The sequence below is a fragment of the Streptomyces sp. NPDC005496 genome, assembly GCF_042872045.1.
Taxonomy (GTDB): domain Bacteria; phylum Actinomycetota; class Actinomycetes; order Streptomycetales; family Streptomycetaceae; genus Streptomyces.
In genome coordinates this window covers 458,364-480,599 of sequence record NZ_JBIAJQ010000005.1, presented here as the reverse complement: position 1 = coordinate 480,599, position 22,236 = coordinate 458,364, and the positions used below count along the sequence as shown (strand labels likewise).

16 protein-coding genes are annotated in these 22,236 nt (G+C 68.7%); 12 read left to right on the top strand and 4 right to left on the bottom strand.

Features of this window, described 5'->3' with window-relative positions; translation table 11 throughout:
- The first annotated feature begins 7 nt into the window (after window positions 1-7).
- The gene (locus ACFYQQ_RS18220) at window positions 8-1,039 is read left to right on the top strand and encodes an alanine racemase (protein ID WP_356238098.1); all 1,032 of its coding nucleotides are present in this window, start codon (window positions 8-10) and stop codon (window positions 1,037-1,039) included.
- Between the two features lie 100 nt (window positions 1,040-1,139).
- Here ACFYQQ_RS18220 and ACFYQQ_RS18215 read toward each other — a convergent pair whose 3' ends face one another.
- A complete protein-coding gene (locus tag ACFYQQ_RS18215; protein WP_388904837.1) occupies window positions 1,140-2,648 on the bottom strand; it encodes a glycosyltransferase family 87 protein in 1,509 nt (502 codons plus the stop codon).
- Between the two features lie 109 nt (window positions 2,649-2,757).
- Complete coding sequence (locus ACFYQQ_RS18210; protein ID WP_388904836.1) at window positions 2,758-5,469, bottom strand: transglycosylase domain-containing protein; 2,712 nt, start codon at window positions 5,467-5,469, stop codon at window positions 2,758-2,760.
- Window positions 5,470-5,843: 374 nt separating this feature from the next.
- Between ACFYQQ_RS18210 and ACFYQQ_RS18205 the strand changes: the two genes are divergently transcribed.
- The 4 genes from ACFYQQ_RS18205 (at window position 5,844) to ACFYQQ_RS18190 (ending at window position 9,597) form a co-directional block, all read left to right on the top strand.
- The gene (locus ACFYQQ_RS18205) at window positions 5,844-6,527 is read left to right on the top strand and encodes a helix-turn-helix transcriptional regulator (RefSeq protein ID WP_355791081.1); all 684 of its coding nucleotides are present in this window, start codon (window positions 5,844-5,846) and stop codon (window positions 6,525-6,527) included.
- 44 nt (window positions 6,528-6,571) lie between these two features.
- Window positions 6,572-7,654: an inositol-3-phosphate synthase gene (locus ACFYQQ_RS18200; protein WP_355791083.1), complete on the top strand. Its 1,083-nt coding sequence runs from the start codon at window positions 6,572-6,574 to the stop codon at window positions 7,652-7,654.
- Window positions 7,655-7,732: 78 nt separating this feature from the next.
- Complete coding sequence (locus tag ACFYQQ_RS18195) at window positions 7,733-8,995, top strand: MFS transporter (protein WP_355791086.1); 1,263 nt, start codon at window positions 7,733-7,735, stop codon at window positions 8,993-8,995.
- A gap of 119 nt (window positions 8,996-9,114) precedes the next feature.
- Window positions 9,115-9,597, top strand: a complete 483-nt coding sequence (locus ACFYQQ_RS18190) for a hypothetical protein (RefSeq protein ID WP_356163682.1) — start codon at window positions 9,115-9,117, stop codon at window positions 9,595-9,597.
- A gap of 145 nt (window positions 9,598-9,742) precedes the next feature.
- Here ACFYQQ_RS18190 and ACFYQQ_RS18185 read toward each other — a convergent pair whose 3' ends face one another.
- A complete protein-coding gene (locus ACFYQQ_RS18185; RefSeq protein ID WP_355780468.1) occupies window positions 9,743-11,209 on the bottom strand; it encodes a CCA tRNA nucleotidyltransferase in 1,467 nt (488 codons plus the stop codon).
- Window positions 11,210-11,444: 235 nt separating this feature from the next.
- On the opposite strand from ACFYQQ_RS18185, the gene ACFYQQ_RS18180 reads away from it, so the two are divergent.
- The 7 genes from ACFYQQ_RS18180 (at window position 11,445) to trxA (ending at window position 21,239) form a co-directional block, all read left to right on the top strand.
- Window positions 11,445-13,877, top strand: a complete 2,433-nt coding sequence (locus tag ACFYQQ_RS18180; protein ID WP_355780471.1) for a DUF6049 family protein — start codon at window positions 11,445-11,447, stop codon at window positions 13,875-13,877.
- A gap of 46 nt (window positions 13,878-13,923) precedes the next feature.
- Window positions 13,924-16,146, top strand: a complete 2,223-nt coding sequence (murJ, locus tag ACFYQQ_RS18175; RefSeq protein WP_355780474.1) for a murein biosynthesis integral membrane protein MurJ — start codon at window positions 13,924-13,926, stop codon at window positions 16,144-16,146.
- Between the two features lie 118 nt (window positions 16,147-16,264).
- The gene (locus tag ACFYQQ_RS18170; RefSeq protein WP_355780477.1) at window positions 16,265-17,980 is read left to right on the top strand and encodes a protein kinase family protein; all 1,716 of its coding nucleotides are present in this window, start codon (window positions 16,265-16,267) and stop codon (window positions 17,978-17,980) included.
- 28 nt (window positions 17,981-18,008) lie between these two features.
- Window positions 18,009-18,725 carry an RNA polymerase sigma factor SigM gene (gene sigM / locus ACFYQQ_RS18165; protein ID WP_355780479.1) on the top strand — a complete coding sequence of 239 codons (717 nt, stop codon included), beginning with the start codon at window positions 18,009-18,011 and terminating at the stop codon, window positions 18,723-18,725.
- Window positions 18,722-19,663, top strand: a complete 942-nt coding sequence (locus tag ACFYQQ_RS18160; protein WP_355780481.1) for a hypothetical protein — start codon at window positions 18,722-18,724, stop codon at window positions 19,661-19,663. The genes sigM and ACFYQQ_RS18160 overlap by 4 nt, the downstream gene beginning before the upstream one ends.
- Window positions 19,664-19,891: 228 nt before the next feature.
- On the top strand, window positions 19,892-20,863 hold the full coding sequence (gene trxB, locus ACFYQQ_RS18155; RefSeq protein ID WP_355780484.1) for a thioredoxin-disulfide reductase: 972 nt from the start codon (window positions 19,892-19,894) through the stop codon (window positions 20,861-20,863).
- Window positions 20,864-20,906: 43 nt separating this feature from the next.
- On the top strand, window positions 20,907-21,239 hold the full coding sequence (gene trxA, locus ACFYQQ_RS18150) for a thioredoxin (protein ID WP_007383275.1): 333 nt from the start codon (window positions 20,907-20,909) through the stop codon (window positions 21,237-21,239).
- Window positions 21,240-21,345: 106 nt separating this feature from the next.
- Here the strand turns inward: trxA and ACFYQQ_RS18145 are convergent, their stop codons facing one another.
- A complete protein-coding gene (locus tag ACFYQQ_RS18145; protein WP_355780488.1) occupies window positions 21,346-21,963 on the bottom strand; it encodes a GNAT family N-acetyltransferase in 618 nt (205 codons plus the stop codon).
- Window positions 21,964-22,236: the final 273 nt, after the last annotated feature.

The following is a 22,236-nucleotide window of genomic DNA, read 5'->3' as shown; positions in this document are numbered from 1 at the left end:
ACCGGCCATGGCGCTCACGCTCTACGTCGACACCGCGCGCTGGCGGGCACACCACAAGCACGTGCAGGAGCAGTTCCCGGGGCTCGTCCCCGTCTGCAAGGGCAACGGCTACGGCTTCGGCCACGAGCGGCTCGCCGACGAGGCCACGCGCCTCGGCTCGGACGTCCTCGCCGTCGGCACCACGTACGAGGCCGCCCGGATCAAGGACTGGTTCGGCGGCGATCTGCTGGTCCTGACGCCGTTCAGGAGGGGCGAGGAGCCCGTACCGCTGCCCGACCGGGTCATCCGCTCCGTGTCGTCGATAGACGGCGTGTACGGCCTCGTGGGTGCCCGCGTCGTCATCGAGGTCATGTCCTCGATGAAGCGGCACGGTGTCAGCGAGCAGGACCTGCCGCATCTGCACTCCGCCATAGAGAACGTGCGCCTGGAGGGCTTCGCCATCCACCTGCCGCTGGACCGCACCGACGGCTCGGACGCCGTCGAGGAGGTCATCGGCTGGATGGACCGTCTGCGGGCGGCACGCCTCCCGCTGCACACCATGTTCGTCAGCCACCTCAAGGCCGAGGAACTCGCCCGCCTCCAGCAGCAGTTCCCGCAGACCCACTTCCGCGCCCGGATCGGGACGCGGCTGTGGCTGGGGGACCACGAGGCGACCGAGTACCGCGGAGCCGTCCTGGACGTCACGCGCGTGTCCAAGGGTGACCGCTTCGGCTACCGGCAGCAGAAGGCGGCCTCCGACGGCTACCTGGTGGTCGTGGCGGGCGGTACGTCGCACGGGGTGGGCCTGGAGGCCCCCAAGGCGCTGCACGGCGTCATGCCGCGCGCCAAGGGCGTCGCCCGCGCGGGCCTCGCGACGGTCAACCGCAACCTCTCGCCGTTCGTCTGGAGCGGCAAGCAGCGCTGGTTCGCGGAGCCGCCGCACATGCAGGTCTCGATCCTCTTCGTGCCCTCGGACGCCCCCGAGCCGCAGGTCGGCGAGGAACTGGTAGCCCATCTGCGGCACACCACTACGCAGTTCGACCGGATCGTCGAGCGCTGACCCGCTGAGGCAGGCCGGAGTTCCGCGCCGCCGAAGACGAAAGGCCGTACACGGACCCCGTGTACGGCCTTTCGCATGGCCTGCTTCCTGCCGTGTTCGCTCAGAGCGAACTGTCCTTGGCGGTTCCGTTCGGTGCGCCCCATTCGACCTGGGGGCCGTCGAAGTGAGCCGCGTGCCGGGGCGGATGGGCGGCCGCTCCCAGGACGAACACGTCCTCGGCGCCGTCCAGCACGCCGCCCGAGGGATCGTCGTCGCCGGAACGGCGAACCGGGTCCCGCTCCGGCATGAGGATGTCGCGCACCACCACGGCGCAGATGTACAGCGTCCCGAGGAGGTGGACGGCGATGGCGGTCTGGTACCCCTCCGTCGGCAGGCCCTTGTGGGCGTCTCCGCTGGTCGTGTACGCGAGGTACATCCAGATCCCCAGGAAGTACGCGACCTCGCAGGCCTGCCAGATGAGGAAGTCACGCCACCGCGGCCGGGCCAGCACCGCGAGGGGGACCAGCCAGAGCACGTACTGGGGCGAGTACACCTTGTTGGTCAGGATGAACGCCGCGACGATCAGGAACGCAAGCTGCGCGAAGCGAGGGCGGCGGGGGGCGGTCACCGTGAGCGCGGCCACGCCCAGGCACGCCAGCAGCATCAGGACGGTGGCGAACGTGTTGATGTTGTCCGTGGTGAGCAGTGAGCTCTGCCAGCGCTGGGAGAGGATCAGCCAGAAGGAGCCGAAGTCGACCCCGCGCTCCTGGCTGAACGTGTAGAACTTCGACCAGCCCTCGAAGGCGAAGACCATCACCGGCAGGTTCACGGCCAGCCAGGCGACCACGGCGCCGCCGACGGCGATCCGGAACTCCCGCCACTTGCCGGCCCGCCAGCACAGCATCAGGAGCGGCCCCAGCAGCAGGACGGGGTAGAGCTTGGCGGCCGTGGCGAGGCCCAGCAGGACACCGAAGGCGAGGGAGCAGCCCCGGGACCACATCAGCATGGCGGCGGCCGTCAGAGCGACCGCCAGCAGGTCCCAGTTGATGGTGGCGGTCAGGGCGTAGGCGGGCGCCAGGGCGACCAGCAGGCCGTCCCAGGGGCGCCGTGCGTGGGTCCGGGAGACGCACACGACGATGACCGCCGCGCAGATCATCAGCATCCCGGCGTTGACCATCCAGTAGAACTGCTCCTGGTCCTGGATGCTGCCGCTGCCGGGGGTGAGCCAGGAGGCGACCTCCATGAAGACACCGGTGAGCACCGGGTACTCGAGGTAGTCCATGTCGCCGCTGAGCTTGTCGAAGTACGGCACGAGCCCGTCGGCGAAGCCGCGCCCCTGGTAGAGGTGCGGGATGTCCGAGTAGCACGCGTGCGTGTACTGGGAACTGGCTCCGAAGAACCAGGCACCGTCGTAGCAGGGCAGCTTCTGCACCATGCCGAGGGCGAACATGCCGATGGCGATGAGCGCGACGACCCGCACCGGGGTCCACCAGGATGTCCCGGTCAGCGCTCGCCGTCCGAGCGGACCACCGATCAGCTCGCTACCGTTCGCGGCGACCTCGTCCTCCCGGGTCGGGTGGACCGTCTCCGGCTCGTGCACGCTCGCTGGCGTCGTTTCTGCGCTGGGCATGCCGCACATCCTGCCGTACGTGTCTGGGAATACGCCGAGGGCCGCCGCACCTGATCGGTGCGGCGGCCCATGTTTCACGTGAAACACCACTCAGCGGACGAACGGGCCGCTATCCGCCCGGACCGCCGAAGAGGCCCCCATTGCCGTTGCCTCTTGTGTTCCCGGTATCGCTGCTCTCCGTGGGCGAGGATGTCACGCCGCCGTCCGTACCACCGACGTCGGTCCCTCCGTTGTCGGTCCCGCCGTTGTTGTTGCAGTTCCAGTCCCACTTGCCGCAGCTCTGGCTCTCCGAGGGCGTGGGCGAGGGCGACGACTTGCTGGGAGTCGCACTGGGCGTCGGGCTCTCCGGCCGGCTCTCGGTCGCGGAAGGGGTTGCGCTCGGACTCGGTACGTCGTTGACGACCTCTCCGATGTCCTCCGGCGTCGGGAAGTTCTTCACCGGCTCGTCCTTGAGCGCCTCTGCCATGTAGTCGTGCCAGATCTCGGCCGGGAACGAGGCGCCGTGGATCTTCTCCTGGCCGCCCGTTCCGTACATCTCCAGGAACTCGCGCTTCTTGCTGCTCTCGTTGTCGTCCATCCGGTACATCGTGATCGCGGTGGAGAGCTGCGGGGTGTAGCCGACGAACCAGGCGGACTTGTTGCCGTCGGTGGTACCGGTCTTGCCGGCCACCGGACGGCCGGGGAGCTGGGCGGCCGTACCGGTGCCCTTGTCGACCACGGTCTTCAGCACATCGGTGACGTTGTCCGCGACGGCCGAGCGGAAGGCCTGCTTGGACTTGTTCTCGTGCTGGTAGACCGTGCCGTCCTCGTTGGTGACCTTGTCCACCGAATACGGGTCGTGCTGCTTGCCGCTGTCGGCGAAGGTGCCGTACGCGCCGGCCATGCGGATCGCGCTCGGGTCGGAGGTGCCGATCGAGAACGACGGGAAGCTGGCGCTCGCCAGACTGGTCTTGAGGAGACCCGCCTCCATGGCGGCCTCCCGGACCTTGTCCAGACCGACGTCCATACCGAGCTGCACGTAGGCGGAGTTCGCGGAGACCCTCATCGCCTCACGGAGATCGATGTTGTAGCTCGGCGGGTTGTACGACTCGTTGCCGTCGTTCCGCTGCAGCCACTCCTTGCCGTCCTTGTCCGTCCAGACGCTGCCGTCGTACTCCTTGATCTTGAGCTTGTTCTGGCCGCTGTAGAGGCTCTTCGGGGAGGCGATGGTGCGCTCGTCCTGTGCCTGCTCCGAGTCGCCGTCAGGGTTCCTCACCCCCCACGACATGGCGGCCGCGAGCACGAACGGCTTGAAGGTCGAGCCCACCTGGGCACCGGTCTGGTCGGCGTTGTTGGTGAAGTGCTTGGTCGCGTCCTCACCGCCGTAGATGGCCTTGATCGCGCCCGTGTCCGGATCGACGGAGGCGCCGCCGAACTGGACGTACTTGTCCTTGTCCGGCCGCAGCTTGGGCTTGATGTTCTTCTTGCGGACGTCCTTCACGGCCTTCTCAAGGTCCTTGACCATGTTCTTGTCGAAGGTCGTGTGGATCTCGTAGCCGCCCTGCTGAAGCTTGTTGGCGGTGATTTCAGTCTTGTCGGAGTTGTTGATCAGGTACGCCTTCGCCAGGTCGACGAGGTAACCGACCTGGCCGCTGAGCTGTGCGTTCGACCGGGGATTCTGGATCTTGGGGAAGGTCTTGTACTTCTGGAGGACCGAGGCCGGCAGCCGTCCGTCGTTGACCTCCTCCTGGAGGATCCACCTCCACCGCGCCTTGGCACGCTTCCGGTTGGCCTCGGGAGTGGCACCGACAGGGTCGATCGACTCGGCACCCGCGGGGTCGTAGTACGTGGCGCCCTTCAGCACCGCGGCGAGGAAGGCACACTCGCTCTCATTGAGCTCTTCGGCGTCCTTGTCGAAGTACGCGTGCGCCGCCGCCTGGATCCCATAGGCGTTGCGCCCGTAGTACGCCGAGTTCAGGTAGCCGGCCATGATCTTCTCCTTGGGCTCCTGGGCGCCCACCTTTATGGAGACGAACAGCTCTTTGAACTTGCGGGAGATCGTCTGTGACTGGTCGTCCAGCATCGCGTTCTTCACGTACTGCTGGGTGATGGTGGAGCCGCCCTGCGTCTGGCCGCCCTTGGCCATGTTGACGAAGGCCCGGGCGATGCCCATGGGGTCGACGCCGCTGTCGTTCTCGAACGTCTTGTTCTCGGCGGACATGACGGCGAAGCGCATCTCCTTGGGGATCTTCTCGTAGGGGATGATCTGGCGGTTCGTCTCACCGCCTGTCGCGACCATCTGAGTGCCGTCGGACCAGTAGTAGACGTTGTTCTGCGCCTCGGCGGTCTTGGCCACGTCCGGCACACCCACCAGGGCGTACGCCACGCCCGCGACCGCCACCAGGCTGCCGAAGAAGCCGATGAAGAGCCCGGTCACGAGTCTCCAGGACGGCACCCAGCGCGCGGCTCCGTACCTGCCCGCGCGCGGGTAGTCGATGAAGCGTTTCTTGGCCGGTCCCTGGCGGCCGCGGCCGCGTCCCGGTCCGTTGGGTCCTCCGGGCCCGCCGCGCCGGCCTCCGCCGGCCCCGCCGTGTCCGCCCGCGCCCGCGCCGTCGGCCGCTCGGCGTCGGCCGCCCCCACTGCTCTTCTGTGCCGCCCGGCGTGCTTCGGCACGGCTCCCGTACGGGCGCTCCTCACCTCCCGGGCCGTAGGCGTCGGAAGGTGACCCGGTGGCGCCTCGCGGTGCGGCACGGCGGCCGGCGGACGGGCCGGGCTGGCCGCGTCGGGCCGCGGCACGTCCGCCGCCCTGCGGCTGCGGCGGTTTGCGACGGTGCTCGCTCATCGAACGATTACTCCTCGGGCAGGCGCACCTTTGCGCGCCTGGAAACGGCGGCTGGTTTCCGGTCCCCCCGAAGTACGGATACGGCAGTCGCCGCATTCACCCGTACTGCACCGAGGACAAGGACGTCCCCAGGCGTCACTCGGTTCCCGGTGGTCTGCATGGCGCACAGACTACGCACCGTCAAAACCCACCTAGGGCCGAAGTTCACCCCAAATCAGGCAAGTCACTTCCTACGAATCAGTGATGTGACGCCGTTCACCGTGCCCCCTCTTGTCGCAACCGCAGGGGCGTTCTATCGTGCTGATGTATCGAGTCGATACATCAGCCCGGCATAAAGGCCGTGCCGACGTGACCGCGACAGGGAGGAGGCGTTCATGAGCCGGCGTTCCGGCATCCTCGAGTTCGCCGTTCTCGGCCTGCTCCGCGAGTCTCCGATGCACGGCTACGAGCTGCGCAAACGTCTCAATACGTCACTGGGTGTGTTCCGTGCCTTCAGCTACGGGACGCTCTACCCCTGCCTCAAGACGCTGGTCGCCAACGGCTGGTTGATCGAGGAGCCGGGGTCCACACCCGAAGACGCCCTCGCCACCTCGCTCGCAGGGCGTCGCGCCAAGATCGTCTACCGGTTGACGGCGGAAGGTAAGGAGCACTTCGAGGAGCTGCTCTCGCAGACGGGTCCGGACGCGTACGAGGACGAGCACTTCGCCGCTCGTTTCGCGTTCTTCGGACAGACGTCCCGCGACGTACGCATGCGCGTACTGGAGGGCCGCCGCAGCCGGCTCGAGGAGCGCCTGGAGAAGATGCGCGCCTCTCTGGCTCGCACCCGGGAGCGCCTCGACGACTACACCCTTGAGCTCCAGCGGCACGGAATGGAGTCCGTGGAGCGCGAAGTGCGCTGGCTGAACGAGCTCATCGAAAGTGAGCGGGCCGGACGGGACCAGAGGCTCTCCGGTCCCGAAGGCACCGCTCAGCAGGACAGCACATCTGGAGAGACGGGCGGCCTGCCCCGGCACCGGGACAGCTCCCGGCCGGATCCGTCCGACGACACCACCACGTGAAGCCCATTCGGGGTTTCACCGAGCACACACAGGGAGCAACCGGAATGGGTTCGGTTCGCGTAGCCATCGTCGGCGTGGGCAACTGCGCCGCGTCGCTGGTCCAGGGCGTCGAGTACTACAAGGACGCCGACCCGGCGTCCAAGGTGCCGGGCCTGATGCACGTTCAGTTCGGCGAGTACCACGTGGGTGACGTCGAGTTCGTCGCCGCCTTCGACGTCGACGCGAAGAAGGTCGGCCTCGACCTCTCGGACGCCATCGGTGCCAGCGAGAACAACACCATCAAGATCTGCGACGTCCCGAACAAGGGCGTCACGGTCCAGCGCGGCCACACCCTCGACGGTCTCGGTAAGTACTACCGGGAGACCATCGAGGAGTCCGCGGAGACCCCGGTCGACGTGGTCCAGGTCCTCAAGGACAAGCAGGTCGACGTCCTCATCTGCTACCTGCCCGTCGGTTCCGAGGACGCGGCGAAGTTCTACGCCCAGTGCGCCATCGACGCCAAGGTCGCCTTCGTCAACGCCCTTCCGGTCTTCATCGCCGGCACCAAGGAGTGGGCCGACAAGTTCACCGAGGCGGGCGTCCCGATCGTCGGCGACGACATCAAGTCGCAGGTCGGCGCCACCATCACGCACCGTGTGATGGCGAAGCTGTTCGAGGACCGCGGTGTCCGTCTCGAGCGCACCATGCAGCTCAACGTCGGCGGCAACATGGACTTCAAGAACATGCTGGAGCGCGACCGCCTCGAGTCCAAGAAGATCTCGAAGACGCAGGCCGTCACCTCGCAGATCCCCGACCGCGACATGGGCGCGAAGAACGTCCACATCGGTCCGTCGGACTACGTGGCCTGGCTGGACGACCGCAAGTGGGCGTACGTGCGCCTCGAGGGCCGTGCCTTCGGCGACGTCCCGCTGAACCTGGAGTACAAGCTCGAGGTCTGGGACTCCCCGAACTCGGCCGGTGTCATCATCGACGCCCTGCGCGCCGCGAAGATCGCCAAGGACCGCGGTATCGGCGGCCCGATCCTCTCCGCGTCGAGCTACTTCATGAAGTCCCCGCCGGTCCAGTACTTCGACGACGAGGCCTACGCCAACGTCGAGAAGTTCATCAAGGGCGAGGTCGAGCGCTAAAGCGCCGACAACGCGAGGCAGTTGAGGGTCCCCGGGTCATCCGCCCGGGGACCCTCCTCGTATGTGAGGCTGGAGCCCATGTCCGTCGTGCGTGACCTGCGCGTACTTCTGCGTTTCCAGGGTTTCAGACGCCTGCTCGGCATCCGTCTGCTGTCCCAGGGCGCGGACGGCGTGTACCAGGTCGCGCTCGCCACGTACGTCGTCTTCTCACCCGAGAAGCAGACCTCCGCCGCCGGTATCGCCTCGGCCATGGCGGTCCTGCTCCTGCCGTACTCCCTCGTAGGTCCCTTCGCCGGCGTGCTCCTGGACCGCTGGCGTCGCCGCCAGGTCTTCCTCCACGGCAACCTGCTGCGGGCATTCCTGGCCTGCGTGACGGCCCTTCTGATGCTCAGCCACGTCCCCGACTGGCTGTTCTACGCCTCCGCGTTGTGCGTCACCGCGGTCAACCGCTTCGTCCTCGCGGGTCTGTCGGCATCCCTGCCCCGGGTGGTGGACCCCGAGCGGCTGGTGATCGCGAACTCGTTGTCCCCGACCGCGGGCACACTCGGCGCCACCGCGGGCGGGGCCGTGGCCCTCGGCGTACGGCTGCTGACCGTGGACTCCAACGCCGTCGTGGTGCTCTTGGCGGCAGGCGTCTACCTGTGTGCGGCGCTCGCCGCCCTGCGCATACCTCTGGACAGCCTGGGCCCGGACCGCCACCCCGTGCGTCCACGGCTGTGGGCGACACTCCTGGACACCGCCCGCGGGCTCGCGGCGGGCATGCGCCTTCTGTCCGAGCCGCCGCGCAGGGAGGCCGCCTGGGCGCTCGCCTCCATGACGCTGATGCGCTTCTGCTACGGCGCGCTGACGGTCATGGTGCTGATGCTCTGCCGGTACGCCTGGTCGTCCGACTCCGAGGACGGTCTGGCCCTCCTGGGACTCGCCGTCGGTGTCTCGGGAGCCGGGTTCTTCGCTGCGGCACTGGTCACCCCGTCGGTCGCCGGGAGGCTGGGGCCGGCCCGCTGGATCGCCGTCTGCGCCGTCGGCGCCGCCGTCCTGGAACCCGCGCTCGCCCTGCCGTTCGCCGTGACCCCGATGCTGACCGCGGCCTTCGTGCTGGGCCTGACCACGCAGGGCGCGAAGATCGCCACGGACACGATCGTGCAGTTCGCGGTGGATGACGGCTTTCGTGGCCGGATCTTCTCCGTTTACGACGTGCTCTTCAACGTCGCGTTCGTCGGCGCCGCGGCGGTGGCCGCGCTCCTGCTGCCCGCTGACGGGCGATCGGTGCCCCTGGTGGTCACGGTCGCCGTTATCTACGCGGCAGTTGCTGTGGCTATGGCCCGCTTTGCGCAGCAGTAAGTGTCACATCAGTGCCACAGAGCCTGTATCGGCTACAGAGTTGCCCGCGAGTCCCGGTAGCTTACGTGCGTCTTATTTCACGCCACGTGCTCACATCACGTTCGAGGGGGACCCCCAAAGTGACCGTTCCGCCGCCGCAGGGCCAGAATCCGTTCGCCCAGCAGCCCACCGTTGCCGGGGACCAGCAGCCCGGCCAGCCCGGGGTCCCCCCGCAGCAGCCCTACGCGCCGTTCCCCCAGCAGGCCGGCGCCCCCGTTCCGCCCCCGGCTCCGACCGCGGGCAAGCGCTTCGGCAAGAAGGCCATGCGCATCGTCGGCCTGATCCTGGTCGCCATAGCCCTGTACGGGGTCAAGTGGTACCTCGGGCAGAGCGACGCGGAGACCACGTCCGTGGGCGCCTGCATGCACAACGACGGCACGCAGACCAGCCCCGACCTCCAGACGGTCGACTGCTCCTCGGGCGACTCGCAGTACAAGGTCCTCGAGAAGTTCGACGACACCAGCGACGAGAACAAGTGCAAGAGCGTCTCGGCGACGACGATCACCTACATCCAGACCGGCGGCGGTCACAACGTGGTGCTCTGCCTCAAGGAGACCAAGTAACAGCTCGGCCGGCATACGCCGAGGGGCGGTGTTTCACGTGAAACACCGCCCCTCGGCGTATCCGCGTCATGTTTCACGTGAAACATGACCTCGTCCTCAGGTCGGTCAGGACCTCGGTCCTGCGCGGCCCAAGTCGGTCAGGACCTCAGTCCTGCGCGGCCCACCACTCCTTGAGTGCCGCCACCGCCGCGTCGTGCTCCATCGGACCGTTCTCCAGCCGCAGTTCCAACAGGAACTTGTACGCCTGGCCGATCGCGGGCCCCGGTCCGATGTCGAGGATCTCCATGATCTGGTTTCCGTCGAGGTCCGGCCGGATGGAGTCCAGCTCCTCCTGCTCCTGTAGCTGCGTGATGCGCTCCTCCAGGCCGTCGTACGCACGCGATAGCGCCATGGCCTTGCGCTTGTTGCGCGTGGTGCAGTCGGACCTCGTCAGCTTGTGCAGACGGCTGAGGAGCGGACCGGCGTCGCGCACATAGCGCCGGACCGCGGAGTCCGTCCATTCCCCGGTGCCGTATCCGTGGAAGCGGAGATGGAGCTCGACCAGGCGCGAGACGTCCTTCACCAACTCGTTGGAGTACTTGAGCGCCGTCATCCGCTTCTTGGTCATCTTGGCGCCCACCACCTCGTGGTGGTGGAAGGAGACCCGCCCGTCCTTCTCGAAGCGACGCGTCCTGGGCTTACCGATGTCGTGCAGCAGGGCCGCGAGCCGAAGGACGAGGTCGGGGCCGTCCTCCTCCAGCGCCATCGCCTGCTCCAGGACGATCAGGGTGTGCTCGTAGACGTCCTTGTGCCGGTGGTGCTCGTCGCGCTCCAGACGCAGCGCCGGAAGCTCGGGCAGCACATGGTCGGCGAGCCCGGACTCGACGAGCAGCGTCAGCCCCTTGCGCGGCTCGGCAGCCAGGATCAGCTTGTTCAGCTCGTCCCGCACGCGCTCCGCCGACACGATCTCGATGCGCCCGGCCATGTCCTTCATCGCGGCGACGACGTCCGGGGCGACCTCGAAGTCGAGCTGCGCCGCGAAGCGGGCGGCACGCATCATCCGGAGCGGATCGTCGGAGAAGGACTCCTCCGCGGTGCCCGGCGTGCGCAGGACACGCGCCGCGAGGTCGTCCAGGCCACCGTGCGGGTCGATGAACTCCTTCTCCGGCAGGGCGACGGCCATCGCGTTCACGGTGAAGTCGCGACGGACCAGGTCCTGCTCGATCGAGTCGCCGTAGGAGACCTCGGGCTTGCGCGAGGTCCGGTCGTACGCCTCCGAGCGGTACGTCGTGACCTCGATCTGGAAGGACTGCTCCACGTCACCGACGCGCGCGTCCTTCTGCGCCCCCACGGTGCCGAACGCGATCCCGACCTCCCAGACGGCGTCCGCCCAGGGCCGCACGATCTTCAGGACGTCCTCGGGGCGGGCGTCGGTCGTGAAGTCCAGGTCGTTGCCGAGCCGGCCGAGGAGCGCGTCCCGGACCGAGCCGCCGACCAGGGCGAGCGAGAAACCCGCCTCCTGGAAACGGCGGGCGAGGTCGTCGGCGACAGGGGACACCCGCAGCAGTTCACTCACCGCGCGGCGCTGCACCTGACTCAGGGCACTGGGGTTCTCTTCGTTGGCGTTCGGCACAACGCAAAAGGGTACGTGGCCCGCACCACCGCGGGCGCCTCCATTAAACGTGCACACACCCCTGGACCGGAGCGCCCTGGGACTCCGCCTCCGATACACACACATAGAGGACAGGCCCACGGCCTCCCCCTGATCTTGTGGAGCAGACCGCGGCACTTCCCCTCCGCGCACATCGTTACCATGCGTGGACGCACATTCCGACGACCACTGACGACGACGAGGGACGGGCGAGCGCGTGGCCGAGGCGGCAGACTTCCAGGGGACGAGTCCCTCACCTGCCCGCCGCTGGATGCGGCGCACCGGGACGCTGCTCGCGGGTGTGCCCCTGATGGCCGGCCTGCTCCAGCTGCCCGCCTCCACGGCCGCTCACGCCTCCCAGCAGGCCGCCCCGGCCGACGCGGCGTCCTCCGGCGGCGTCGACGTCTCCCTGGACTCCCTGAGCCCCAGCGCCCCCACCGACGGCGACACCCTCACCGTCTCGGGCACGGTCACCAACAAGAGCAAGCAGACGGTTACCGACGCTCGAGTGGACCTGCGGCTGGGCCCCACGCTCAACAGCCGCACGGCGATCGACACTGTGACCAAGCGCACCCGGTACCAGCCCGGCTTCGACGGAGCCCCGGTCGACGAGAAGTACGCCGAGGAGTTCCCGAAGCTCGCTTCCGGCATCTCGCAGCACTTCAGCATCTCGGTGCCGGTCAAGAACCTGGATCTCGGTGACGACGGCGTCTACCAGCTCGGCGTCTCGCTGTCCGGCCGGTCCGCGAGCCAGCCGTACGAGCAGGTGCTCGGCATCCAGCGCACGTTCCTGCCCTGGCAGCCGGAGACCCCGGACACCAAGACGAAGACGACGTATCTCTGGCCCCTGATCTCCGACGTCCACCTCACGGCCGAGACGGGCTCGAACGAGGCGCAGACGCCGGTCTTCCAGAACGACGACCTGGCCAAGGAGATCGCCCCCGGCGGCCGGCTGGACCAGATGCTGTCCCTCGGCAGCAAGCTCGACGTCACCTGGGTCGTCGACCCGGACCTGCTGGCGTCCGTGGACGCGATGAGGGACAGCTACCGGGTCCAGGGCGAAGGCGACACCACCACCGCGGGCAAGAACCAGTCGGTCGCCAACGCCTGGCTCGACAAGCTGGAGAAGACGGTCGAGGACAAGGAGATCGTCGCCCTCCCCTTCGCAGACCCCGACCTGGCGTCGCTCGCGCACAACGGCAGGACCGTCACCGGATCCCTGAGCCGTCTCAAGGACGCCACCGACGTGGCCTCGGACACCGTCAAGACAATCCTGCACGTGACGCCGAACACCGACTTCGCCTGGCCCGTCGAGGGCGCGATCGATCCGTCGATCGTCAAGGTGGCCACCTCCGCCGGCGCCGACAAGGTGCTCACCCGCAGCGACAGCCTGCGGGAGACCAGCGGCCTCTCCTACACCCCGAACGCAGCCAGGCCCATCGGCGGTGGCACCACGGCGGTGGTCGCGGACGCGCGTATGTCCACGGCGTTCCAGGGCGACATGAGCAAGGCGGACGACTCGACGCGTGCCGTCCAGGCGTTCCTCGCCCAGAGCTTGATGACCAACCTGCAGCAGCCCGACAAGCAGCGCAGCATCGTGGTCGCGCCGCAGCGGATGCCCTCGGGCAGCCAGGCCCAGACGATGGCCCAGGCACTGACGGCGCTCCAGGACGGGAACTGGTCGCAGTCCCAGGACCTGACCGCGGCCGCCAAGGCAAAGCCGGACCCCAACGCCACGAGCCGGGTCCCGTCCGCCTCCTCCTACCCCTCGTCGCTGCGCAACGCGCGGCAGGAGCTGCCGCGGTCGGCCTTCGAGGACATCGAGGAGATCCAGCGCAAGCTCGACAGCTTCCAGGTGATCCTCATCGACCCCTCCCGGGTGGTCACTCCCTTCGGGCGGGCCATAGACCGGGGCACCTCCACCTCCTGGCGGGGCCACACCGCGCAGGCGGCGGCGTTCCGCACCGGGGTGAAGTCGTACCTAGAGGTGCTCACCGACCAGGTCAGACTGATCGACAAGTCGGAGACGAAGCTCTCGGGCCGCAGCGCCACGATCCCGGTGACGGTGCAGAACAACCTGGTGCAGGGCGTCGACAACCTCACGCTCCGCCTCACGTCGGAGCAGCCGACCCGTCTGAAGATCGATGACGCCCCCTTCGGTGAGCGGGCCATCGGTGTCTCGGGCGGCCACAGCCAGTCGGTGAAGTTCATCACCAACGCCAACGCCAACGGCCCGGTCAAGGTGGTCGCCCAGCTCTACACGGAGGACGGGCAGGCGTACGGGGACGCCGTCACCTTCGACGTGGACGTCAACGAGATCACGCCCACGGTGATGCTGGTCATCGCCGGCGGTGTGCTGCTCCTCGTCCTCGCCGGGTTCCGGATGTACACGCAGCGCAAGCGCGCGGTGGCCCGGCAGGCGGAGGAGGACCAGGAACAGGACGAAGCCGGGGACGAGGGTCTGAACACGGACACCGACGGCACCGTGGAGACTGAGGACACCGGCGCCCCGGACTCCCAGGACGGCCCCGCGGGGGAGTCCGGCACGGAGTCAGGGGCAGGCGGCCCGGAGCACCCGAGTGACCCGACACCGGACACCGCACCGGAAAGCACCGACCCGTCCGGCACGGGTGAGAGAGTGGACCGTTGAGCGATGTCGTGGCCGGTGGGCCCGGGGACGATGAGGTGGGGTAACCATGAACGCGCCGTACGACGGTGACCGCGGTCAGGGCGCGGGCGACTCGGGCTACCCCGAGGGTCCGCCGCCCGAGCCCGGCCAGACGCCACCGGGGCCCCCCGCGGACATGTACTTCCAGGACGCCTACGACCAGGATCCGTACCGCGGGCAGGACCTCTCCGCCCAGGATCCGGTCACCGAGGCGCTCTACGACCGCGCCGCGCACCCGCCGCCTCCCCCGGGCATGTACCAGCCTCAGCAGCCGCTCTACGCCCAGCCCCAGCCGCAGCAGTACGCACCCGATCCGCGCGTGTGGGCCCAGACGCCCCCGCCGGAGCCCGCCGGCCCGACGCGGCACCTGCCGTACGGCGAGGACCCGCGTACGACGCAGTTCGTCGGCGTGGACGACCTCGTCACGCAGGCCGGTGAAGAGCGCCACGAGCCGGACGCCTTCGCCCACCTGTTCCGGGACCAGCAGCAGGACGGCGCCCGCGCTCCGTTCGAGTCCGCGGCCGTGCCGGGCCCGTCGCCCGCGCCCTCCCCGCAGCATGGGCTGAACGGGCCCGCCGCGGCTCCTGCCGCCTCGCACGCCGCTCCCGCACCGAAGAAGGGCGGTCGTGCCTCGGGACTGCTGAAGTCGAGCGCGGTGATGGCCGCCGGCACGATGGTGTCGCGGCTCACCGGCTTCATCCGCTCCGCGCTCATCGTCTCGGCCCTGGGTGTCGGACTGCTTGGTGACACCTTCCAGATCGCCTACCAGCTGCCGACGATGATCTACATCCTGACCGTCGGCGGCGGCCTCAACTCCGTCTTCGTACCGCAGCTCGTCCGCGCGATGAAGGACGACGAGGACGGCGGTGAGGCCTACGCCAACCGGCTGCTGACCCTCGTCATGGTTGTCCTCGGGGCACTCACCGTGCTCGCGGTCCTCGGCGCACCGCTGCTGGTCCGCATGCTGTCCGCCGGGATCGCCGACAACCCGGCGGCCAACGACGTGGCGGTGACCTTCACCCGCTACTTCCTGCCCACGATCTTCTTCATGGGCGTCCACGTGGTGATGGGGCAGATCCTCAACGCACGCGGCAAGTTCGGCGCGATGATGTGGACGCCGGTCCTCAACAACATCGTCATCATCGTCACCCTGGGCCTGTTCATCTGGGTGTACGGCTCTGCGGCGAACTCCGGCATGAAGGTCACGACCATCCCGCCGGAGGGCGAGAAGCTTCTCGGCGTCGGTGTTCTGCTCGGCCTCGTCGTGCAGGCCCTTGCGATGATTCCGTACCTGCGGGAGACCGGTTTCCGGCTGCGGCTGCGGTTCGACTGGAAGGGCCACGGGCTCGGCAAGGCGGCGATGCTCGCCAAGTGGACCGTGCTCTTCGTCCTCGCCAACCAGGCGGGCGCCATCGTGGTCTCCCAGCTCTCCACAGCGGCGGGCAAGTCCTCGCCCGTCGACGGCACCGGCTTCGCCGCATACGCCAACGCCCAGCTCATCTGGGGGCTGCCCCAGGCCATCATCACCGTGTCGCTGATGGCCGCCCTGTTGCCGCGGCTTTCGCGCTCGGCCAACGAGGGCGACACCGGCGCGGTCCGCGACGACATCTCTCAGGGACTGCGCACCACGGCCGTCGCGATCGTGCCGATCTCCTTCGGATTCGTGGCCCTCGGCATTCCCATGTGCACCCTGATCTTCGGTTCCTCCGGAACCGGCGAGGCCACCAACATGGGCTACATGCTGATGGCCTTCGGTCTGGGCCTGATCCCGTACTCCGTGCAGTACGTCGTGCTCCGTGCCTTCTACGCCTACGAGGACACCCGGACGCCCTTCTACAACACGGTGATCGTGGCGGCGGTCAACGCCGGCGCGTCCGCGCTCTGCTTCTTCCTCCTGCCCTCCCGCTGGGCCGTGGTGGGCATGGCCGCCTCGTACGGGCTCGCCTACGCGATCGGCGTCGGCATCGCCTGGAACCGGCTGCGCAAGCGCCTGGGCGGCGACCTGGACGGCGCCCGCGTGATGCGCACCTACGCGCGGCTGGCCATCGCGGCGATTCCGGCGGCCCTGCTCAGCGGCGCCGCCTGCTACGGCATCAGCAAGTCGCTGGGGCAGGGCGTCGGCGGTTCCTTCCTCGCCCTGATCGGCGGCGGCGCCATCCTGCTCGGGGTCTTCTACGTCGCCGCGCGCAAGATGCGCATCGAAGAGCTCAACTCAATGGTCGGCATGGTCCGCGGGCGCCTGGGGCGATGACCCGGGGGTAAGCGCACAACCATCGTTCGCTGCTGTGTGTCGTGCATAGCGCCGGACTGTGGGCACAATTGGTTTCTGCGTCGGACAGCGCGCAACGGATGGGGAGGCAGGAACGACGGTGGCGGAACGGAGCACGGCTGCCGTCGACGTGGCAGACAACAGCGGCGACGAGCCGCTGACCGCGAAGGCGGACCAGTCCACGGCCGACGGGGTGGCCCAGAACCTGGAGCGGGACACGGAGAGCGACGAGGCACAGGGGAGCGGCGGGACCGAGAGTCCCGGGAAGGTCTCACCGCCCGAACTGCACAGCGGTCACAAGCTCGCCAGACGCTACCGTCTCGAGGAGTGCGTCACTCGTCTGGACGGTTTCAGCAGCTGGCGTGCGGTGGACGAGAAGCTCCGCCGCGCCGTCGGCGTGCACCTCCTGCCGGCCGACCACACCCGGGCCCGCTCGGTCCTGGCCGCGGCTCGGTCGTCCGCGCTGCTCGGTGATCCCCGTTTCGTCCAGGTCTTGGACGCGGTCGAGGAGAACGACCTCGTCTACGTCGTGCACGAGTGGCTTCCCGACGCCACGGAGCTGACGACGCTCCTCGCCTCGGGCCCGCTGGAGGTGCACGACGCCTACCAGATGGTCACCCAGGTGTCCCAGGCGATGGCCGCCGCCCACCGTGAGGGCCTCGCGCACCTCCGGCTGACCCCGGGAGCCGTCCTGCGCTCCTCGTCGGGCCAGTGGCGCATCCGCGGCCTCGCGGTCAACGCCGCCCTGCGGGGCATCAGTTCCGAGACCCCGCAGCGCACGGACACCGAGGCGATCGGCGCACTGCTGTACGCGGCGCTCACCCAGCGCTGGCCGTACGAGGACGACGCGTACGGTCTGTCCGGGCTGCCCAAGGGCGTCGGCCTGATCGCCCCCGACCAGGTCCGGGCGGGCGTCCACCGGGGCCTTTCGGAGCTCGCGATGCGTGCCCTCGTCAACGACGGTGCGACCGCCTCGCGCCAGGACCCGCCGTGCACGACGCCGGAGGAACTGGTCAGGGCGATCGGCGAGATGCCCCGCATCCGCCCGCCGGAGCCCGCGTTCACCGCCCCGCCCGAGTACCAGCGCACCACGTACCAGCAGGGCACGTACGGCAGGCAGACGCCGCATCCGGGCAGCACGCAGCCCGTCGCGCCTCCTCCGCCCCCGCTGCAGAGCCGTACGGGCAAAGCCCTCAAGTGGGCCGTCTCCGCCCTGCTCATCGCGGCGCTGGGTCTCGGCAGCTGGCAGCTGGCCGACGCTCTGATGGACCGTGGCGAGAGCGACGAGACCAACAAGACGCAGACCACGGACGGCAACGACAAGAACAGCGACCAGCACAAGCCGGTCAGGCCGATCTCGATCAAGGGCGCCCAGGAGTACTTCCCGGACGGCAAGTCGCAGCACCCCTCCGACGTCGGCCTGACCTACGACGGCAACAGCTCGACGTACTGGCGGACGTACTCCTACAACGGCGGTCCGGTGCTCGCGCCCTTCAAGCAGGGTGTGGGCATCGTCTACGACCTCGGGTCCCGGCGCAGCCTCTCCTCGGCCTCGATAGGGCTGAACTACGGCGGCGACCACACCACGATCACCTTGTACTCGGCGGACTCGCTGTCCTCGTCCGCCTCGCTCGGCTCCATGAAGAAGATCGCCTCGGCGACGACCTCCGGCCGGCAGCTCAAGATCTCCGCCGACAAGGCGGTGAAGACGCGCTACGTCCTGGTGTGGATCACCGCGGCGCCCTACGCCGGCAAGGACGAGTTCAGCGGCGCCGGCTACAAGCAGGCCATAACGGATGTGAAGTTCACCGGCTGACAGCCCGTCGACGAAGGGGAGGGGTCCGGTGGCCGACGACGGCTCATACGACGACGCGAGCGACCAGGACCTCCTGGGCCGCCATGTCGCGGGTGATCCCGAGGCCTTCGGCGAGCTCGTACGACGACACCGGGACCGCCTATGGGCCGTGGCGCTGCGGACGCTGGGAGACCGCGAGGAGGCCGCTGACGCGGTCCAGGACGCACTGGTCTCCGCCTATCGGGCAGCCCACACCTTCCGCGGCCAGTCGGCCGTCACCACCTGGCTGCACCGCATCACGGTCAACGCCTGTCTGGACCGCGCCCGGAAGACCGCGTCCAGGAAAACCTCGCCGATGGACGACACCGAGCGGCTCGAACAGCTCCTGGAACCGCACGAGTCGGCGTCCGCCCCCGCCGAGCGCAACGACCTCCACCGCGAACTCGTCGAGGCGCTGGGCACCCTCCCGCCCGACCAGCGGGCCGCCCTCGTCCTCGTGGACATGCAGGGCTATCCCGTGGCCGAGGCCGCCCGCGTCCTGGACGTACCCACGGGCACGGTGAAGAGCCGCTGTTCCCGTGGAAGAGCCAGACTGCTGCCGTTGCTCACGCATCTCCGTACGGAGAGCGGAAGCGACACGGACGAAGAGAAGTCGGGCGACGGACGGAACCGGACGCAGGGGACGTCCGTCCCACCGGCAGCAGGACCACAGGGAGCGGGACCAAGCGATTCGGCCGCGATGAAGGGCGGAGGTGGGCGAGGGTGACATCCACGACCGGCACGGCCGGGCATCCGGACGTGACAGAGCTCTCCGACCTCACCGAGGGCCTCCTCTCCCCTGCTCGCAGCGCGGACGTCCGGCAGCACCTGCACGACTGCCCGCTGTGTGCGGACGTCCACGCCTCCCTGGAAGAGATCCGAGGGCTCCTGGGCACGCTGCCCGGCCCGTCTCGTATGCCCGTCGACGTGGCGGAGCGCATCGACGCCGCGCTGGCCGCAGAAGCCCTCCTGAGCGCCACGACACCCGAGCCGGAATCCGCGACGCCTGACGACGAGCCGGCCGCACCGACCCGGTCGGACATCGACAGCGCACCTGTTTCACGTGAAACATCGCCCGCTTCAGCCGGGCACCGCCCCGCAGGACATCCCCGGGCCACCACCGGACCGGGCCGTGCCCCTCGGCTGCGTCGTGGCCGCCGCGGGGCTATCGCCCTCGGTGCCGTCTTCACGGCTGCCGCGTTGGGGCTCGGCACTCTCCTCGTCCAGTCGCTGACCGACGGCAACCCCGGCGACACGCCAGCCACCTCGGCACAGCGGCACACCGACGAAGCGCACACCTTCGCCGACGGCAAGCTGGAGGACCAGGTCGCGGGACTGCTCGCCGAGGAGAAGAGCCCCGGCACCCGCAGCAAGAAGCCGTGGGGTGCCGAGTCCGACGGCTCAGGGCCCGGAAGCAGCGAACCGAAGACCCTTCAGGAGACCGGGGTACCGATCCCGGAGTGCGTCCAGCAGGCCGTCAACCGCCGGGACGCCGTTCTCGCCGCTTCCGAGGGCGTCTACAAGGGAACGAGTGCGTACCTCGTCGTCCTGCCGCACGCCACGGACCCCTCGCGCGTCACGGCCTACGTCATCGACGCCACCTGTGTGGATCAGGCGGCGGTCAAGGGCAAGGTGCTGGTGACCCGCTCGTACGCCCGGCCCTGAGCACCCGGTGCCCGGCGAACGCTGCGCCGGCACGTGTCCGAGCCGCGGTCTCAATGCCGGTCGGCCCCGACATGCGTCATCCCCCGCACCCCCGTACCCTGTGCCGACTCCGTGTGCCCGGACACACTGGGAATGCAAGGCCCTTAGGATCCGTTGGGTCGGGTGAGAGTTCAGAGCGAGGCTCCCACCGGCAGTACGCAGCAGTCTCCAGAGACGAGGAATCAAGCCGTGAGCGACGTCCGTAACGTGATCATCATCGGCTCCGGGCCCGCCGGCTACACGGCGGCGCTCTACACCGCGCGCGCGTCGCTGAAGCCGCTGGTGTTCGAGGGCGCCGTCACAGCCGGCGGTGCGCTGATGAACACCACCGAGGTGGAGAACTTCCCCGGCTTCCAGGACGGGATCATGGGCCCCGAGCTCATGGACAACATGCGTGCCCAGGCCGAGCGCTTCGGCGCGGAGCTCGTTCCGGACGATGTCGTCGCCGTCGACCTGACCGGCGAGATCAAGACCGTCACCGACACCGCCGGCACAGTGCACCGCGCGAAGGCCGTCATCATCACCACGGGCTCGCAGCACCGCAAGCTCGGCCTGCCCAACGAGGACGCCCTCTCGGGACGAGGCGTCTCCTGGTGCGCGACCTGTGACGGCTTCTTCTTCAAGGACCAGGACATCGCCGTGATCGGCGGCGGTGACACCGCGATGGAGGAGGCCACCTTCCTCTCCCGCTTCGCCAAGTCGGTGACGATCGTCCACCGCCGGGACACCCTGCGGGCCTCCAAGGCCATGCAGGACCGCGCGTTCGCCGACCCCAAGATCAAGTTCATCTGGGACAGCGAAGTCGCCGAGATCGAGGGTGACCCCAAGCTCTCGGGTCTGAAGCTGCGCAACCTCCAGACGGGCGAGATCTCCGACCTGGCGGTGACCGGCCTGTTCATCGCGATCGGGCACGACCCGCGCACCGAGCTCTTCAAGGGTCAGCTGGAGCTGGACGACGAGGGGTACCTGAAGGTCGCCGCTCCCTCGACCCGGACGAACCTGACCGGTGTCTTCGGCGCCGGTGACGTCGTCGACCACACGTACCGCCAGGCGATCACCGCGGCCGGCACCGGCTGCTCCGCCGCCCTCGACGCGGAGCGCTTCCTCGCCGCCCTTGCCGACGGCGAGGCGACCGCCGAGCCCGAGAAGACCACTGTCTGACCCCCCGTCCGCCCCACCGCACCACCGAGTTAAGGAGCCCGCCGTGGCCGGCACCCTGAAGAACGTGACCGACGACTCCTTCGAGCAGGACGTCCTCAAGAGCGACAAGCCCGTCCTGGTGGACTTCTGGGCCGCCTGGTGCGGTCCCTGCCGCCAGATCGCGCCGTCGCTCGAGGCCATCGCCGCCGAGTACGGGGACAAGATCGAGATCGTCAAGCTGAACATCGACGAGAACCCGGGCACGGCCGCCAAGTACGGCGTCATGTCCATCCCGACCCTGAACGTCTACCAGGGTGGCGAGGTCGCCAAGACCATCGTCGGTGCGAAGCCGAAGGCCGCGATCGTGCGGGACCTCGAGGACTTCATCGCCGAGTAGTCGGTGACGCCGCCACACCCGGCGGTGATGTTTCACGTGAAACACGAATGGGCCAACCTCCCGAGGTTGGCCCATTCGCATGTGCGGGCGCGGAGGGCTGCGCCGCTCACAGCGGTCGCAGCGCGGGTTCCTTCTGTACGGCCCCCAACAGACGGTCGAGCGCCAGCTCCACGTCTTCCTTCCAGGAGAGCGTCGTACGCAGCTCCAGTCGCATCCTCGGGTACCGGGGATGCGGCCGCACGGTCTTGAAGCCGACGGCCAGGAGGTGATCGGCGGGGAGCACGCAGGCCGGCTCTTCCCAGCGCGCGTCCCCGAAAGCCTCGATCGCCTTGAAGTTGCGACGCAGCAGATCCTTGGCGACCGTCTGGACCATCACCCGGCCGAGGCCCTGCCCCTGATACGCCGGGAGGATGAAGGCGGTCATCAGCTGGACCGCGTCCGGCGAGACGGGGCTGGTCGGGAAGGCTGTGGAACGAGGGACATACGCAGGCGGCGCGTACATCACGAAGCCGACCGGTTGATCGTCCACGTAGACGACCCGGCCGCACGATCCCCAGTCCAGCAGGACGGACGAGATCCAGGCTTCCTTCTCCAGTGCCGGGGTGCCCGCCTTTATCGCGGCTTCGCCGCTGACGGGGTCCAGTTCCCAGAAGACGCACGAGCGACAGCGCTGGGGGAGGTCCGGAAGGTTGTCCAGCGTGAGCGGTACGAGCCGACGCCCCATGAAGGCAGTTCCTCGCTTCCTTCGCCCGCTGCTTCGCGGGCGGCTGTCAGAGCGCTTCGCTCCCTGAGCAGGCTGCCGACGAATCCGCCGACCGCTCCCAGGCCCAGGCCGGCAGTCACCAGACCGGAACGGCTCACGGTTTGCATGGCCCCCGCCTCCCCGATGAGGTGCTGCCAGGTGGATGCGCCATACCCGTTCGCATCGTATCCACGATGCGATTCCATAGATACCGCCAGAAAGCAAAGAGCGGGCCGTCTTCCGGTACACACCGGA